We start from the raw sequence: 16,236 nt of genomic DNA on the forward strand, positions 1-16,236 counted from the left end.
GTGCGCCACATGTCTGACATCACTCGAAGGGGTGCACTTGGTCTCGCCGGCGCGGGTGCGGTGACGCTGATGACCGCGAACGGGGCGCAGGCCCGGACCGACGAGGCGGTCATCGGCCGCGCGTCCGGCGACACCCTGCACGTGACCACGTTCAACATCCGCCTGGACACCAAGGCCGCGCCGGGCACGCCGGACTCGTGGACCGACCGGCGGCCGGTGATCGCGCGGTTCCTGGAGATCGAGCAGCCGACCGTGCTGGGCATCCAGGAGGGCCTGTACCACCAGGTCAAGCAGATCGCGGCCGACCTGCCCAAGCACTACGAGTGGATCGGGCTGGGCCGTGAGGGCGGTGGGCGCGGCGAGTTCATGAGCATCTACTACGACACCCGCCGCGTCGAGCCGATCGACTTCGACCACTTCTGGCTGTCCGACACGCCGTACGTGATCGGGTCGAAGACCTGGGGCAACAACGTGGTGCGCATGGTGACCTGGGTGCGGTTCCGGGATGCCCGCACCGGCAAGGAGTTCGTGCACGTCAACACGCACTTCGACCACCAGTCGGAGAACGCGCGGCAGCGCAGCGCGGCCCTGGTGCGCGACCGGATCGCCGGCTTCGACCCGGCGCTGCCGGTGGTGCTGACCGGCGACTTCAACACCCCGGCGGACTCGGTGTCGTACCGGACGCTGGTCGAGAGCGGGCTGTCCGACACGTGGCGCACCGCCGCGAAGCAGCTGACGCCGGAGTGGGGCACGTTCCCGAACTACCGCGAGCCGGTGCTGGGCGCCAACCGCATCGACTGGGTCCTGGCGAACTCGCGGGTGTCGGTCCTGGCGGCGGCGATCAACACGTTCCGCGTGGACGGCCGCTACCCGTCCGACCACGTGCCGGTGCAGGCGCTGGTGCGGCTGCGCTGAGGCTGGTGGGCGCTGCACGGACCGCGCAGCGCCCACCACTTCAGCCCGCCGTCTCCCGCGGCGCCATCTCCGAGATGATGCCGAGCTGCTGCAACGCGCCCAGCAGGTCGTAGTTGACCCACATCTCGACCAGGCGGTCGTCGGCCCACTTGCCGCACATCATGCCGGTCATCACGTACGTCTTGCCGGTGGCGGGCAGGCCGCGGAACTCCGCCCGCGACGTGCCGCCCACCGTGAACCGCATCGCGCACAGGTCGCCGTCGACGAGCACGTCGTGGATGTCCATGTGCAGGTCGGGGTTGGCCGTGCGCAGGTCGCTGACCTGGCGCTTGAACCCGGCCACCCCGTCCACCTCGAAGTTCGGATCGTGGAACGTGCAGTGCGGCGCGCAGAGGTCTTCGCAGGCGTCGAGCTCGCCCTGGTTCCACATCAGGTCCAGCACGCGGCGCAAGCGCTCCCGCCGCTCGTCGGAAGTCATCGAGCTGCCTCCTTCCGGCCACGCCCGAGCGGGCGGCGCCCGCTGACTCCTGCCGCGGCCGCGTCCCGCAGTGGACACCCGCGGCGCGCATGGCGGCCAGAGGATTTGGGCTCTTCATCGCCCCACCCGGGCGGTGGTGTCCGATGCGGCGCACGGCCAGCGCCAGTGGCCCGAGGCTGTGGGTGGCCGGGCTGAGCACCCACGCCCAGCGCCCGACCACCACTTTCCGCGTCGCGGGTCGCTTCCGCATGGCACCTCCGCTCGGGCCCGGCCAGTGCCGGAAGTCGCCCCGCCGGCGGGCGGTGTTACCCGGTGCCCGTGGGTGCCTCGACCCGCTCCCGGGCCCGTGCGGTGCGCTGTCGTGCCTCCGCCATCCGGCGTTCCGCGACCCGGTCCGCCGCCGTGGCAGGCGGCAAGCCCTCCTCGTCGGCCAGTTCCAGCACGTACCGCGTCGCTTCGAAGATCTTCGCGGCGCGGCGTTTGGCCCGCTGGAAGGTGAACCCGTGCAACTCGTCCGCCACCTGGATGACCCCGCCGGCGTTCACCACGTAGTCCGGCGCGTACAGCACGCCGCGATCGTGCAGCTCCTTCGCGATTGCCGGCTCGGCGAGCTGGTTGTTGGCCGCGCCGCAGACGATCTCCGAACCCAGCAGTCCCACCGCCTGTTCGTCGAGGACCCCGCCCAGGGCGCAGGGTGCGAAGATGTCCGCCTTCGTGCGCATGAGGGCAGGCCCGTCGACCGCGGCGCGGATCTCGGGACGAGCCAGGCGCAGGCGCCGCACCGCCTCGTCGTCGACGTCGTGGACGACCACCCGCGCGCCCTGCTCGACGAGGAGTTTGGCCAGCAGCGACCCGACTTTGCCGACACCCGAGACCGCGATCCGCAGCCCCTTCACCGACGGCGTGCCCCACCGGTACTCGGCGCACGCGAGCATCGCTCGGTAGACCCCGAACGCCGTCAGCACCGACGAATCGCCGGCACCACCGTCGGCTCGTGAGCGGCCGAGGACGTAATGCGACTCCTGAGCTGCGACGTCCATGTCCCGCACTGTGGTGCCGACATCGCAGGCGGTGATGTACGTGCCGTGCAGAGACTCGACGAACCGGCCGTACGAACGCAGGAGGGCGTCTGACTTGTCCACTCGCGGGTCGCCGATGATCACGGCCTTGCCGCCACCGTGGGGAAGCCCGGCCACGGCGTTCTTGTAGGCCATGCCCTTGGCCAGCTCGAGAACGTCGGCCAGCGCGGCTTCCTCCGACGGGTACGGGTGGAACCTGGTCCCGCCCAACGCCGGTCCGAGCGCGGTCGAATAGATGGCGATGATCGCCCGCAACCCCGACTCGCTGTCCTGGCAGAACACCACCTGCTCGTGTCCTGACCGACGTTCGAACACGCCCTGGTGCATCCGACCTCCCCGGCTAGCAACCGGCCTGCGCCAGCAACCGCTTGGCCCGGTCGATGATCGGTTTGCCGACGATCTGGTTGTCCACGGCCTTGATCGAGCCACCGCTGTCCGCGGCGGCGAGAACCCGGCGGGCCCACTCGATCGCCTCGGGCGAGGGCGTGAAGACCGCGTTGACCACGTCGACCTGCCTGGGGTGCAGACAGACCTTGCCGGTGAAGCCCAGCTCCGCCGCATGTGTCGCGTCGGCGGTGATCACGTCCCGGTCGGTGAGGTCGAGCGTCGCGCCGTCGATGGGGGGCACGATCCCGGCGGCCGCGGACCCGAGCACGACCTGCGCGCGGGCGTGGACCAGCGACGCCTGGTGCGCCGGGTCCAACCCCAGCTCACTCCCGAGATCGGCGTTCCCGAACGCGGCCCGGACCACGCCTGGCACGGAGCAGATCGACTGCGCGTTGAGCACTCCCGCCGCGGTCTCCAGGATCGCGATCACGCACGAACCAGGCGCGAGCGCGCGGACCAGGTCGACCACCTGACCGGGGTGGGTGATCTTCGGCAGCATCACCGCTGCCTGCCGCTCCGCGAGCATCGCGACGTCGTCGGAGTACCAGGAGGTGTCGGCGTCGTTGATCCGGACGATGCCCTGTCCGCCACCGGCGAGCCACTCGGCGACGTTCTTGCGCGCGACGGGCTTCTCGTCGGGACCGACCGCGTCCTCCAGGTCGAGGACGATGGTGTCGGCGGTGGTCGCGGCCGCCTTGTCGAAGCGGTCCGGCCGGTGGCCAGGCACGAACAGCACCGATCGCGCCCGTGCGAGGGATTCGGACATCGCCGTCATGACACAACCTCCGTCGGGATTTCCGTTGATACCGAAGAATGTCATCGCGAGATTTCCGCGGGCCATGGAGTCGAGTTTCGTTCCACCGACTCCGAGCGCGTCACCGCAGCTCGAACACCCAGAGTCGGCCACGGTGAATTCAACCGACACATTCCGGGAAATGTCGGCCGTCGATTTTCGCGAACGTTTCCCGGAACCGATTTCAACCGATCCGCCCGACGCGTCCGACCGCAACGCGGCTTGTCCCACCACGTGTCGCGCACCTACCATCGTTTCAATAGACGGCATGATCAGTTCGCTGACCGGTTCGAAGGGGTTTGCCGATGAACGAGCACCGAGACAGGGACTTCTCGGCGGATTTCGGCCGGATCGCCTCCGCGCGCACCATCCTGTTCGTACCCGGCGATCGCCCGGACCGGTTCGGCAAGGCCGCGACCAGCGGCGCGGACGGCATCGTCCTCGACCTGGAGGACGCCGTCGCACCCGGCCGCAAGGACGAGGCCAGGGAGAACGTCCGGCAATGGCGGGCCACGGGCGGGCCGGGCCTGGTACGCGTGAACGACGCGACGAGCCCTTGGTACGAGGACGACGTCGCCGCCCTCAAGGACGGGCCCTGCTCGGTCGTGCTGCCCAAGGCCACGGGACCGGACCAGGTCCGCGACCTGATCGATCGCCTGCCGGAGGGTTCCTGCGTGGTGCCAACGCTGGAAACGGCCGCGGGCATCCTCGAGGCACGGGCGATCTGCTCGGTGCCGGGAGTCGTCCGCGTCGCGTTCGGCAACGGGGATCTCGCGCAGGAGCTGGGCGTCGACCACGGCGATCATCTCGGGCTGGCGCACGCTCGGTCGGCCGTCGTCCTCGCGTCTGCCGCGGCGGGGGTCGCACCCCCGCTCGACGGCGTCACTATCGCCATCCGGGACGAACGCAAGCTCGTCGAGGACACCCGGCACGCCGCGCGGCTCGGCTTCACCGGCCGGATGTGCATCCACCCGGCCCAGATCTCCGTGATCCACGAGGTCCTCGCCCCGACCGAGGAGGCCCTCGCGTGGGCGCGCGGAGTGCTCGAATCGGCCACCGACGGCGCGAGCACCGATTTGCACGGCAACATGATCGACAAGCCGATCGTCGAACGTGCCCGGCGCCTGCTCGAACACGGCTGAGCCGCCCCTGGTGTCCCGCCGGTGAGCGAGGTCACCCTCGTTTGCCCCGCCCGCCTCCGTACGGCATTTTTACGGGCGGCGCGCCGGGAAGTCTGGTCGGCACACCCGTCCCCAGCAGGGCCGGGCGGTAGGTCGACGGCAGGAGTGGCTCGGTGGTGCTCGTCAGGATTCCGGCAAGGACCTGGGACCCCGCTGGTCGCGTCGGATCCGGGTGCTCTCGCGGCGGCCCGGTTGCTGGGGCTGGCTCCGCGCCAGGCGGTGCGCGGTGACCGTGCTCGCGATCGCCGTGTTCGCGGTGGCGTACCTGCTCATCGCGACGGAACGCATCCCGAAGACGGCCGCGGCGCTGGGCGGCGCCGGGATCGTGCTGGCGGCCGGCGTGGTCGGCTCGGACGAGGCGTTCTACTCGCACGACACCGGCGTCGACTGGGACGTCATCTTCCTGCTGCTCGGGATGATGATCATCGTCGGGATCCTGCGCCGCACCGGTGCCTTCGAGTTCACCGCGATCTGGGCGGTCAAGCGCGCGCGGGGCTCGCCGCTGCGGGTGATGGTCCTGCTGGTGCTGCTCACGGCCGTGGCGTCGGCGTTCCTGGACAACGTCACCACCGTCCTGTTGATCGCGCCGGTGACGCTGCTGGTCTGCGACCGGCTCGGGATCAACCCGGTGCCGTTCCTGATCGCGGAGGTGTTCGCGTCGAACATCGGCGGCGCCGCGACGCTGATCGGCGATCCGCCGAACATCATCATCGGCAGCCGGGCCGGGCTGACGTTCAACGACTTCCTCGTCCACATGGCGCCGATCGTGGTGGTCGAGGTCGCCGTGTTGGCACTGGTGCTGCGGTGGCTGTTCCGTGGCTCGTTCGACGCCGACGCGCAGCGCATCGCCGAGGTGATGACCCTCGACGAGCGCGAAGCCATCCGTGACAAGCGGCTGCTGGTCAAGTGCGGCGTCGTGCTGGCGCTGGTGTTCGCCGGCTTCATCGGGCACTCGGTGTTCCACCTGGACCCGTCGGTCGTGGCGCTGCTGGGTGCCGGGATCCTCGTGCTGGTCTCGGGCAGCCGGCCGAAGGACTACCTGGCCGCGGTCGAGTGGGAGACGCTGCTGTTCTTCGCGGGCCTGTTCATCATGATCGGAGCGCTCGTGCACACCGGCGTGATCGGCCACCTGGCGCGACTCGCGGCGGACGCGACCGGCGGGCGGGCCCTGCTGGCCGTGATGCTGATCCTGGTGGTCTCCGCGGTGCTCTCCGGGATCATCGACAACATCCCCTACGTGGCGACGATGAGCCCGCTGGTCGCGGGCATGGTGGCGGACCTGCCGGACCCCGGGCAGGGCCAGGCGCTGTGGTGGGCGCTGGCGCTGGGCGCGGACTTCGGAGGCAACCTGACGGCGATCGGCGCCAGCGCGAACGTGGTGATGCTGGGAATCGCCGCGCGCGAGGGAACGCCCATCACGTTCTGGGAGTTCACCCGCAAGGGCGCGGTGGTCACGCTGATCACCGTCACCCTCGCGGCGCCGTACCTGTGGCTGCGGTACTTCCTGCTGGCGTGAGTCCGGGGTGCCCAAGCCAGCCGAGGCGAGCGAGACCGCGGGAATGCGTTTCGATCATCTGCTCCTGCCGGTGCCGGAGGGCCTGTCCTCGGCTGCGGAGCAGCGCGACCCGCTGCAGGCAGTCCTCGCCGCCACCGTGCGCACGTCCGTGGTCCCCCTGCTGACGCAGGGACGGTTGGCAACCTCGCCTCATCCACGGCGGTGCCTGCGGCAGGAAGGCACCAAGCCGGCAATCTGCAACAGCTCCACGTCGCACTCCGCGTCTCGCGCCGAAGATCGAAGAGGCCGAGATCGAACCTCTGACCGTCGACGACGCGATGGCGATCTTCGGCGTCGGCTCGCGGGCGGCGAAACGGCGTGCGCGGTGGGGCGAGGCCATCGGCACCGACAAACGACGAGCCGGCCGCCGCTTCGGTACCGGCCGGAACGAACCACTGAGACGGGCCCGGACCAGGGTGTTTCCCACCACAGGGGAACACCCTGGTCGGCCGGGGAGCCGACTAGGGGGCTCGAACCCCTGACCTGCTGTTTACAAGTGAGTATTCGTCTACCTGACGACGTATGACCGAGCATGACAGCAGAAGCGAACTTCGCAGGTAGGTTGCAAGATGCGGCTTCCGGGACACGCCCACTCATGACACGTGATGAGTACGTGTGTTGTCACACTGGTGAACACAATCGCCTGCCCTCGCGTAGGCATGGCGGAGACCTTGGCGACGCAGGGTCACAACTTCCCATGGATCACCTGACTTCGCTGGTCATCGCGTCTTACGTTGCTGCCTCCTCGCCACCAAGGAGACGCGATGCTGTACCTCGTTCGACGGCCCGACGGGCATGTCTATGCCCGCGACACCGACCTTGGCCTGTGCCGCTTCGCAGCCGACGGGCTGGGTTTGGGCGCGACGATCGAACAGCCCGACGGCGAAGTGATCTACCGCGTGACCGAGGAATCGCTGCACGACGACTACGACCTGTTCAACGAGTAGGGAGATCATTCATGGCCGAGAAGAAGGTCGAGACGCTGACGACCAAGCAGGTCGCTGAGGCGTTGGGCACCACGCCAAAGGAGCTTCGCGTGTTCCTCCGCGCGAGCGAGCACTACAGCAACGCCGGCTCCGGCGGCCGCTACGCGTTCGCACCCAAGGATGTGGGCCCGATGAAGACCCACTTCACCACGTGGAAGAAGGAGCGGGAGGAGGCGCGCCAGGCCGCGAGGGTTGCCGCCGAGCCTGAGGTTGAAGACGTCGCCGACGAGGCCGAAGACGTCGAGACGTCTGCTCCCGCACGTCGCGCACGCAAGACCGCCTGATCCACACCACGACAACTGGCGCCTTCGGGCGCCTTTTGTCAGAGACGGCTCGTTTGCTTGTGCAGACCGGCGCTGAGATCGTCCGTACGGCGGCTGCGATGCGACGAACGAGTGACGACACCAGCGAGCACGTGCAGAGGCGCCACAATCGCCCTCAGGTGTGGATGCGCACGTGCGACGATGACGCGATGATGTTTCGACGGCGTCTGACCAGCGCACATGTCCACGAGGCGGGTCACGTCGTCGCACACCTTGCCCTGGGCATCCCGTTCGAGTTCGTACAGGCTGGCCGCGAAGAGGGGTACGTGCGCCGTCGTAAAGATCACGGGGCGGACTCGCTCGACACAATCCGGACTTACCTCGCCGGTCCGATAGCCGAGTCGTTGTGCTCGGGCTTCGACGACCTCGAAGACTGCATGAAGATCTACGGGCGGCACGACCTTAAGCAGGCCGCGGAAATCCACCGCGAACTTGGGTGTGGACCGATCCCCCACGTCTTTCACGACACGATCAAGCTGGTGATAGGTCGAACCACGGAGCTGTTGACTGTGGCGCAAGTGCTGCGAGATCACCCGCGCGGGCTCACTTACGAGCAGGTCTTGACTCTGACGGGTCCGCGCTCGAAACGCTGGACGTGGTTTCGAGGCTGACAATGCCGCACGAGTCCCATTGCACCGGGAACAATGTTCCGTGCCGCCACTTGCCAGTTGTCTCGTCGAGCCAGCCATAGGGAAGCACCCGGCCGTACTCCCACGCCTCGTGGCGCGGATGTTCGCGCCGGACCCGCATCCCGGGTGTGGGCATCGCGGGCAGCATGATCACGGCCCCTCTAAGCAGGGCTGGCACGCACCGGCCGGTTCCCACTTCCGCCCAGCCCCGACGACGTACGTTGCCCCGCACGCGAAGCGCACGACCTCGCCGGGGAGGACCACTCCCTCAACAACGATGTGCTCGATACCGCCCACGACAGCCGTGGACGTCGGTCGCGCCAGCATCATGATTTCGCCCAATCGCATCTCGATTTCTCGAAATTTCATCGTACAACCACACGATTGGCGCAATCAACAGCACCGGCCTCTGTGTCATGCTCGGAGCACCCAGATCAACAGGAGGGCGACATGACCGAACCGGCCAAGCTCAACGAGCCGTTGGGCGAGCTGACGTTCCTCGGCAAGGACGCCGACAGCGTCGGCGGCAACTGTCCCAGCGTGTTCAAGACCAGTCGGGGCAGCTACGTCGTGCAGGGTTGGAAGATCAAGGATCCGGACGCAATGGCCCAGCTCAAGGCGGCCGGGATGCCCGACTGGGAAGACGCGGTGGAGATTCCCGCAAACCTTGTGCGCCTGTTCGACCATGGGTGAACGCTTGTCTGGCGAGGCGTGGACGAAGGCGTTCTCGTCGTTCACCCGCACGGCGTTTCGCTGGGAAGCGCAGGGGGTCTACCGCGAACCGTACGAGCAGGAACCCCTGCGACAGTTCCTCTCCGGTGAGGAACCGGACACCACGTTCGTACAGGGCTGGCTGGCCGAGGTTCGCGCGAACACAGCAGCCGGGCGACGGTACTCACGTGTCCGCGTCCTGACCGACCCTCTTACTGACTACCTACAGTTCGAGCTTGCCTTGACGCCACTCAACATCGCGGCAGGTGAGGACGTGCGCCTTATGCCCGAAGCACGCCGCCGTGAGTTGGACCTACCCGATCAGGATTTCTGGCTGTTCGATGACGAGTGGGTCGCCCTGATGCACTTCGGGCCTGAGGGGTTCGAGTACGCCGAGGTCATCCGCGATTTCCACACCGTGGCGAGATTTCGCGAAATTCGTGCTCTAGCATGGGAGGAGGCACGCCCGTTCGCAACGACCTGACGTAGGAGAGGTGTGGCGACCTTCGAGCAGCGACGAGCCAAGTTCGGCGAACGCCTGCGTCAGATCCGCGAGGAAGCTGGGCTCAACGGCAAGGAAGCCGCGGCCCAGATCGGCTGGAATCCGCCCAAGGTATCGAAGATCGAGAAGGGCCGTCAGGCCATGACCTCGGCCGACCTTGAGGAATGGATCGCCGGGCTCGGCGTGTCCGCCAAGGTCGCCACACAACTCCGACTGGAACTGGCTGACCTCGACGCCGAGCACATCGCGTGGAAGGAACGCCTCCGCGCCGGCCACAAAGCACGGCAGGAAGAGTCAGCCCTCCGCGAGGCTCGGGCAAAGGTCATACGCGCGGTCGATATCGGCGTGGTCCCCGGCGTACTCCAGAACGCCGACTACGCGAGGTACGTCCTGGAGGCCGTCTCGAAGTTGCACGGGGCACGCGACGTGGACGAAGGCGTGAAGGCCCGGATGCGGCGTCAGCAGGTGTTGTACGAACCCGGCAAGACCATCGAGATCTTGATGTCGTACTCAGCGCTCATCCACCCGATCGCCCCGCCCGATGTGATGGTCGGGCAGATCCACCGCTTGATCGCCACCATCGGAATGCCCAACGTGCGCTTCGGCATCATCAAGCCGCACGTGCAACTGCCCTATCCCCTCACGCACGGGTACTGGGTTGTGGACGACCTGGTGATGATCGAGCAGACGCACGGTGAAGTGATCTTGCACGACCCTGACGAGATCACCGTCTACAACCGGCTCACGGACTTGTTGTGGGACTGCGCCGCAGAAGGCACCGAGGCCCGCGAGCTGCTGATGTCGGTACGAGCCGCCTCATAGGCTGATCACACACCCTCCGACCAGGTGTGGAACAGGCGCTTTCTGACGAACGATCAGGACTGATCATCCGGCTTCATGAAGTCGTCGGTCAGCCGGTACAGGTGTGGGCGTGTCGTGGCGTCCTTCTCCACGATGCCTTGCTGAATGAGACCTTTGAGCGTCAAGTAAACGTTGGGCTGGTCGTAGTTCATCTTGCGGTGGAGGTATCCCGTGTCCGCCCCCTTGGGATACAACTCATCGAGCAGAGTGATGATCTCCGCTTGACGCGGCCCCAACTGCGGGTTCATGATCCGCGCTCGGTCAACGGCACTCAAGGCCCGCGCCTCTACAGCCGGGCTCAGCGCCAAGGCGTGCTGTCTGAGCACCGCACTCGCAGCGCTCAAAGCATCTGACCACGCGTTCAACACTGCGGCAGCCTCGTCCATGACGTCCCTCCGACACTTGTAGCTTATGTGAAGAAATATATGCCCCCATAAGTCGGTCTGTCCAGCCCTCAGATCGCCGCTGACGCCTCGACGGACGCACCGCGACGAATCACGCGTGCGGCACATGCGCAGGTCCACCAAGAACCCCCGACAGGGTCTGAGGTATCGGGGGCCTTGGCCGTCTCGGAAGGAGAGGGGGAACGAGACGTATTCAGTTAGCTTGTATGGCCCTGTCGACGGCCCGCACCGTTGAGCATGGCCACTTGTCGCAGCCATTGGTGGCGACGCAGTGATCGGATCCGGTGTACCGGCCGTGGACTTCTAAGACAGCCTTGAGCGCAGCCCGCACCTGCTCGTCGGACATGTCGTCTACGTTCATCAGGCGTCCGGATGCGTGAGCTGCGACGGGTCGACCGCGCCAGGTGCCACAGGACGGGCACGAACGGCCGCCCGATGCTTCGCCTCCGCGACATACTCTTCCACGGCCTGCTGCAGGGTCGGCGTGTGCTCGCGATCAGACGGGAAACGCTGGAAACACTCGTCCTGGAAGTCGTCCACACTCTTGGCTTCGAACTCGGCCAACGAGGGTTCCATTTCCGCGATCGCCGCGTGCTGCTTGGTCAGTTGGTCGTGATAGCTGAACACGTCGCGCAGCCACGCCCGCCCTTCCTCCGGGCTCATGAGTCCGTCAGTCACCTTGGACAGGATTTCCTTGGCGCTCTGCGCAGTGGCTGTCGCAACCTCGACAACTTCCGCGTGCTGCCGATCGCGCATCGCAAGGGCTTTGCTGTACTGCTCCTGCTTGCGCTGCAACCACTGCGTCTCGATGCGACCGATGGCCTGATCGACGGCGCGCCGGCTCATCGGCGACAGCGCGACCGATTCGGCGAACAGACGCATATCCGCCAGTCGCCGCGAGTTCACGAGTTCTTCCATCATCGATCACCCTTCAGTGCCGGGAAACGCTCGGCCATGTCCTTGGGCACCCCGGCTGCTCCCATGCGAGCCTTGCGCTGCTCTGCCTCCGTAATGGCCTGCTCCACCTTGACGAGTTCACGATGCATGATGCCAAGGTGATATTCACGCTCGGCGCCGCTTGACTCCTGGTGTGGCATCAGAGTCTCCCTTCATGATTTCCTCAGCGATTTGCTTCTTGTATTCCTCGACAACCGCGCGCAGACGAGCACTCGGCGCATCCCTGCTTTTGAGCAGCCGCGGGTCCAGCTGAGACACGGTCTCAAGGGCGTGTTTGATGGTCTTGCCGAATGGGTCCTCGGGGACGGTCCGCCTCTCCAAGCCTTCTCTGATGAAGGTACGGATGAGCGATGAAACAGGGACACCGTCAAGTTCTGCAAAAATGCGAAGACGCGCATTGGTCGAACGACTCAACCTGAGCGGAATCGTTTTCTGATACTCAGGCACCTTGCCGCGAGCGCCCATTGCCACACCTCCACAATGTCGATATCGGAATATTGACATCAAGGCACCGACATTGGCAAATTCTTGATCGAAATTGAGGGGTTTTGCGAGGACGTGGGCGCTTAATGCAGTGTCGCCATTGTTGAAGGTAACTCCCCTCCCGAAAGGGAACGAGTACCATTAGAACTTCGGGGACCTACTGGTGCCGGGTGGTTCGTCAGCATCATCGCGCGGGCGCTGAGCGTCGCTGTGACGTGCCTCAACGGTGTGGCGAGCATGAATACTCGTTGGGACGACGTTCAGGCCGCGGCGAGTATCTGAGGGCCGGATGCGCCGCCTTGCACCGTCACGATGTCGGCGACGTGAACGCGGTCGACGCTGCGTGGGTACACAGCCTGATCACACACCGCGTGACCTGCGAAAAGAAGTGCGTCATCTGTTGTGCAATCAGCCGATGTGCAACTAGCCGACTTCTTGCATCGGTCCTCCACACCGCGCGCAGTACAGCCAATCCGGTTCCCCGAACTGATGGCACTTGCCTGCACACTGGCGCTTGACGGGGCGTGCGCCGTCTGAGCCGTCGATCTCGGCCAGGAGGTTATGCAGGTCGGTCACGATGCGCTTGAGCTTGCGGTCGAGGCGATAACGGCCCCACAGGGCTCGCTCCGACCGGATGATGGCTTTCGACGAGCTGGCGCTGTGGGTTCGCGTCACGCTGCGACTCTCGGTCTTGCTGGTCGACAGACGCGGCCCTGATCCTCGGCCCACACCCACCAGCTCGTTGGGGTTACCGGGTCGTGCAGATCCGAGGTTGTGAGCGCCGAACTCGATCTCAAGGACTCGCGAGTACAGATCAACGAATCCGGACGGCAGAAAGCGGGCGACGATCTCAAGGTCCGAGGCGTCCGTGTCGGCCGCGAACAGTCTGGCTTGGTTGCGCGAACGCCCCGCGGCTTTGCCCCTCTGCCCGGGTGTGGATCGATCGGCCACGCTCATGAGGATGAGATCTCGCTCGTCTGGATCGGCCGGCCTGCAATGCGCGCAGTCTCTGACCAGCAGCTCAGTGCGCTCACAACGCTCGTCCGTCATTTCTTGATTTGTTCCGTCCGAGGCGCAGGCTCATCCTTCTTCGCCGGGTCCGTACGATAGATGTCCCGCAACGGGTTGGGCTCTGGGCTTGTCATCGCGAGGCTTCCTTCCGAGACGCGACCTGCGGACAGGTCTTATCGTGGATGACGCGCGTAACCTTCAACTCGGAATCCACGTCAAGCGCGGTCGTCCAGCAGTCGAGACATAGTTGCGAGGTTGGGACTTCGAATTTCTGGCCGGTTTTTGGGTCTTGGAACTTTTCCATGTCCCATAGGTCGAGTGACCCGACGTGGTAGATTCGCATGTGTCCTCCCAATTTGTCAGTCCGACGTTATCACTAATTTCCCACACCCCCGAAACCGAAGATGAGCGATGATCTGCGTCAGCAGCATTAGGAGCGACCAGACCACAACAGCGATTCCCATTATCTTCTCTCTTTGCTTTGGCGATACCCTGTCACATCGGCGATAGGTGATACCAGTACCAACGCGTGATACCCCTCCTAAAGGAGGGGGGTATCGTCGCGGTACTGGTACCACTCTTATCACCTGGACGATTCGATGCACCGGTACCAATACCAGTACCGATACCAGTACCAACATTTTGGTACCACCCTAGGTTTCAGTGGTACGCGCAGCTCGTAGTTCGTCCACCTTGGCAAGCACGGCCTTACGATTCCCTTTTACCTGATCATAAATCTTGTTCTTGCTCATGGCCGGGTCGCGGTCCAAGCACGCCTTAATGCCTTCAACATTCACGCCGCCCGTGGAGCCTCGTCGACGCGCACCGGGGTGACGACGCCCGGAGGGTGTGGAAGATGCGCCAGACGACGGCTGGGGCATGTCTAGGTACACGTCGAGGTCAGCGACCTGTCGTGTTTCGCCATCTGCACGCAGGATGCCGACAAGTTCGAGGTTTCCCTCGATATCGGGATAGCCTGCGTTCTGCATAGACTTCTTCTGAATCTGTCCTTCTTTGTCCCGCGCCAACCACACCAGGGATTTGCCCCGCCCACCAGGCGAGATTGGCACTTCCCGCTGAATCATGTACATGGCACCATTGGTCATGGCCCTTTTATGCTTGGCTCCCATCGGGTAACGGGTGATCGGACCAGGCGCGGTGTGGTCGATCACGAGAACTGCCGCGCCGAAGTCGATAATGGGTTGAAGTAGACGACGCTTGAAGGCGATCACGTCATTGGGATTCATGATGAGGTCAAGACCTTCGTTCACTGCAGCCTCAGTCGCCGTATCGACGATCACGAGAGCAGGGTCAATGCGCCCGATCACTTCTTCGAATCGGCTCCGCGACTCTTTATCACTAACCGACGTACCGGGCTTGACATAGTGGAAATACTTCAGGAGGGTTTCTTTATCAGCGCCCATATCGAGTAGGCGTCGAAGGATCGCCATCCGGGTGTGGTCGAAGTCGATATAAACGACCGGCCACCCATCTTCCATCGTCTGCAACGCGACCATCAGGGCGAACCATCCCTTGCCCGCCTCAGGTTCGCCAGCGACCCAGTTGATCCGACCTCGGTAAATCAGGCATTGCCCATCCTCACGGTAACCCATATCTGGCATGAGAGTGAGGTCATAACCTGCCTCGATATCAAGGAAGTCTTCCCACAGGCTTTGTGGGTACCATGAATTCGGTCCCTCATCTTTGTGGTCGAACCACTCGAAATCCTCGCCTTCGACAACGAGCTCGGATCGATTGTCGCGACCATCGTCGGTGCGTGCGATGGCGATTAGGTGCTCCTCAGGTCGCCGCTGCGCGAGTGCTGGGCGCTCGTCGCGTGATTCGTCGTCGGTGTCATATTCAGGCCCTAGAACGTCGCTCAGAGGCTGGATCGTCATGCCTGACGCTCCGCGATGATGTCGGCGCCGAGAACCCGACGACCACCACGCCTGTACATCTTGTCGGGGTCGATCTTGATCCGCTTGCCGCTCTTGGTCTTCACGTACACAGCGGGCGAGAAGTCGAGCGATCGCCTGACAGCAGGTGAGAAAGACGCCTCCCCGTTCAAGGTAGAAGCGTGTGTGTCGTGAGTGTGATCACGCTCGATACCGAGGAATCGGAGGATCGGTGCCGTCGGCACGCGATAGTGAGCGCCAATCTTACGCACTGGAACCGGGAATGTTCCCTCACGAGCCCACTGATAACCCTTGGTCGGGTCGATGTTCAGAGCGTTGCACGCCTGGCGAAAGTGGATCATCGCTGGCAACGCCAGCAGTTCTTCTTGCGTCATAGGCTTCTTAGCCATGTTTCCTCCTGTTTCCGCAGGTAGCCGCCCTGTCGAGCGTCGTTTTCATACGTTGTCATGCAGACATGACGTTGTCAATACGTAGCGTACGTGGTAAGTTGTGACGAGACACAACAGGTGAACGGGAGGCTCATGGAGATCGAAGCCGTGATAGGCGCGAACATCGCCGAGACACGAGAACAGCGCGGGGTCACCCAGGGTGAGCTGGGCAAACAGCTCGGGCACTACCTTGAGAAAGACTGGTCGCGACAGATGGTGTGGGCGGCCGAGCGAGGTAAGCGCGCCTTCACGGCCGTAGAACTCGTCGCGTTCGCGCACGTGCTCGGTGTTGGTGTGGATCAGCTACTTACACCCGGCGTCGAGGTCCGAGGCATCGACATGCCAAGTGGGGCAACGATTTCTCGGTCTGAGTTGTTCGAGGCGACGTTGCCGAGCGAGCCTGTGCGCGAGGTATTCCACGACATGCAACAGGCGTTAGCCGACCTGGTGGAAGGTCTCAGCAACGCCCAGGAACGCGCCGGATCCCTGAGTGTCCAGATCGACCAAGCACGACGACTAACAGGAAAGGAAGAGAAATGAAGAAGAAGCAATGCGCATGCTGCACAAGGCTTACCCCCGTCCACATGCTCAAAGAAGGGTTTTGCGGTTGGTGCCGATGCCGATCGATGTTCCCTCG

20 protein-coding genes are annotated in these 16,236 nt (G+C 64.7%); 9 read left to right on the top strand and 11 right to left on the bottom strand.

Annotated features, from left to right (window positions below):
- Window positions 1–60: 60 nt before the first annotated feature.
- Window positions 61–915 (top strand): endonuclease/exonuclease/phosphatase family protein, encoded by an 855-nt coding sequence (locus tag L1857_RS34480; RefSeq protein ID WP_205413265.1) that lies wholly within the window; start codon window positions 61–63, stop codon window positions 913–915.
- A 40-nt stretch (window positions 916–955) separates the two neighbouring features.
- On the opposite strand, the gene L1857_RS34485 is transcribed toward L1857_RS34480, so the two are convergent.
- From L1857_RS34485 to L1857_RS34495, 3 genes are all read right to left on the bottom strand, one after another.
- Window positions 956–1,393 carry an ester cyclase gene (locus L1857_RS34485; protein ID WP_116110893.1) on the bottom strand — a complete coding sequence of 146 codons (438 nt, stop codon included), beginning with the start codon at window positions 1,391–1,393 and terminating at the stop codon, window positions 956–958.
- A gap of 305 nt (window positions 1,394–1,698) precedes the next feature.
- Window positions 1,699–2,799: a Glu/Leu/Phe/Val family dehydrogenase gene (locus L1857_RS34490; protein ID WP_249467301.1), complete on the bottom strand. Its 1,101-nt coding sequence runs from the start codon at window positions 2,797–2,799 to the stop codon at window positions 1,699–1,701.
- A 13-nt stretch (window positions 2,800–2,812) separates the two neighbouring features.
- Complete coding sequence (locus tag L1857_RS34495; RefSeq protein ID WP_198958238.1) at window positions 2,813–3,625, bottom strand: HpcH/HpaI aldolase/citrate lyase family protein; 813 nt, start codon at window positions 3,623–3,625, stop codon at window positions 2,813–2,815.
- Between the two features lie 332 nt (window positions 3,626–3,957).
- Here L1857_RS34495 and L1857_RS34500 point away from each other — a divergent pair, with 332 nt between their 5' ends.
- The 4 genes from L1857_RS34500 to L1857_RS34515 all read left to right on the top strand — a co-directional run bounded on the left by L1857_RS34500 (window position 3,958) and on the right by L1857_RS34515 (window position 7,658).
- Window positions 3,958–4,794: an HpcH/HpaI aldolase/citrate lyase family protein gene (locus tag L1857_RS34500; RefSeq protein WP_116110895.1), complete on the top strand. Its 837-nt coding sequence runs from the start codon at window positions 3,958–3,960 to the stop codon at window positions 4,792–4,794.
- Window positions 4,795–5,059: 265 nt separating this feature from the next.
- A complete protein-coding gene (locus L1857_RS34505; RefSeq protein ID WP_249467304.1) occupies window positions 5,060–6,349 on the top strand; it encodes an ArsB/NhaD family transporter in 1,290 nt (429 codons plus the stop codon).
- Between the two features lie 803 nt (window positions 6,350–7,152).
- Window positions 7,153–7,335, top strand: a complete 183-nt coding sequence (locus L1857_RS34510; protein ID WP_116110897.1) for a hypothetical protein — start codon at window positions 7,153–7,155, stop codon at window positions 7,333–7,335.
- 11 nt (window positions 7,336–7,346) lie between these two features.
- Window positions 7,347–7,658 carry a hypothetical protein gene (locus L1857_RS34515; RefSeq protein ID WP_205413261.1) on the top strand — a complete coding sequence of 104 codons (312 nt, stop codon included), beginning with the start codon at window positions 7,347–7,349 and terminating at the stop codon, window positions 7,656–7,658.
- Between the two features lie 38 nt (window positions 7,659–7,696).
- On the opposite strand, the gene L1857_RS34520 is transcribed toward L1857_RS34515, so the two are convergent.
- Complete coding sequence (locus L1857_RS34520; protein ID WP_162831061.1) at window positions 7,697–8,230, bottom strand: hypothetical protein; 534 nt, start codon at window positions 8,228–8,230, stop codon at window positions 7,697–7,699.
- A 546-nt stretch (window positions 8,231–8,776) separates the two neighbouring features.
- On the opposite strand from L1857_RS34520, the gene L1857_RS34525 reads away from it, so the two are divergent.
- Genes L1857_RS34525 through L1857_RS34535 form a run of 3 tightly spaced genes read left to right on the top strand, consistent with a single transcriptional unit; the run spans window position 8,777 to window position 10,361 of the window.
- Entirely contained in the window at window positions 8,777–9,019 is a 243-nt protein-coding gene (locus L1857_RS34525; protein ID WP_116110900.1) for a hypothetical protein, read from the top strand.
- On the top strand, window positions 9,012–9,521 hold the full coding sequence (locus L1857_RS34530; RefSeq protein ID WP_116110901.1) for a DUF6879 family protein: 510 nt from the start codon (window positions 9,012–9,014) through the stop codon (window positions 9,519–9,521). The genes L1857_RS34525 and L1857_RS34530 overlap by 8 nt, the downstream gene beginning before the upstream one ends.
- 12 nt (window positions 9,522–9,533) lie before the next feature.
- A complete protein-coding gene (locus tag L1857_RS34535) occupies window positions 9,534–10,361 on the top strand; it encodes a helix-turn-helix domain-containing protein (RefSeq protein ID WP_116110902.1) in 828 nt (275 codons plus the stop codon).
- A gap of 53 nt (window positions 10,362–10,414) precedes the next feature.
- Here L1857_RS34535 and L1857_RS34540 read toward each other — a convergent pair whose 3' ends face one another.
- The 7 genes from L1857_RS34540 to L1857_RS34565 all read right to left on the bottom strand — a co-directional run bounded on the left by L1857_RS34540 (window position 10,415) and on the right by L1857_RS34565 (window position 15,560).
- Window positions 10,415–10,786, bottom strand: coding sequence for a hypothetical protein (locus tag L1857_RS34540; protein ID WP_116110903.1), 372 nt, complete (start codon window positions 10,784–10,786; stop codon window positions 10,415–10,417).
- A gap of 378 nt (window positions 10,787–11,164) precedes the next feature.
- The gene (locus L1857_RS34545; protein WP_116110904.1) at window positions 11,165–11,725 is read right to left on the bottom strand and encodes a hypothetical protein; all 561 of its coding nucleotides are present in this window, start codon (window positions 11,723–11,725) and stop codon (window positions 11,165–11,167) included.
- Window positions 11,722–11,850: a hypothetical protein gene (locus L1857_RS35535; protein WP_275895902.1), complete on the bottom strand. Its 129-nt coding sequence runs from the start codon at window positions 11,848–11,850 to the stop codon at window positions 11,722–11,724. The genes L1857_RS34545 and L1857_RS35535 overlap by 4 nt, the downstream gene beginning before the upstream one ends.
- Before the next feature lie 16 nt (window positions 11,851–11,866).
- Window positions 11,867–12,226 carry a hypothetical protein gene (locus L1857_RS34550; protein WP_162831062.1) on the bottom strand — a complete coding sequence of 120 codons (360 nt, stop codon included), beginning with the start codon at window positions 12,224–12,226 and terminating at the stop codon, window positions 11,867–11,869.
- Window positions 12,227–12,667: 441 nt separating this feature from the next.
- Window positions 12,668–13,294, bottom strand: coding sequence for a hypothetical protein (locus tag L1857_RS34555; RefSeq protein ID WP_162831063.1), 627 nt, complete (start codon window positions 13,292–13,294; stop codon window positions 12,668–12,670).
- A 614-nt stretch (window positions 13,295–13,908) separates the two neighbouring features.
- The gene (locus L1857_RS34560) at window positions 13,909–15,153 is read right to left on the bottom strand and encodes an AAA family ATPase (RefSeq protein WP_116110905.1); all 1,245 of its coding nucleotides are present in this window, start codon (window positions 15,151–15,153) and stop codon (window positions 13,909–13,911) included.
- Window positions 15,150–15,560: a hypothetical protein gene (locus L1857_RS34565; protein WP_162831064.1), complete on the bottom strand. Its 411-nt coding sequence runs from the start codon at window positions 15,558–15,560 to the stop codon at window positions 15,150–15,152. Before L1857_RS34565 ends, L1857_RS34560 begins: the two co-directional genes overlap by 4 nt.
- A gap of 132 nt (window positions 15,561–15,692) precedes the next feature.
- Here L1857_RS34565 and L1857_RS34570 point away from each other — a divergent pair, with 132 nt between their 5' ends.
- A complete protein-coding gene (locus tag L1857_RS34570; RefSeq protein ID WP_162831065.1) occupies window positions 15,693–16,139 on the top strand; it encodes a helix-turn-helix domain-containing protein in 447 nt (148 codons plus the stop codon).
- Window positions 16,140–16,236 lie beyond the last annotated feature (97 nt).

Source organism: Amycolatopsis thermalba, assembly GCF_023376025.1.
GTDB classification, from domain to species: domain Bacteria; phylum Actinomycetota; class Actinomycetes; order Mycobacteriales; family Pseudonocardiaceae; genus Amycolatopsis_E; species Amycolatopsis_E thermalba.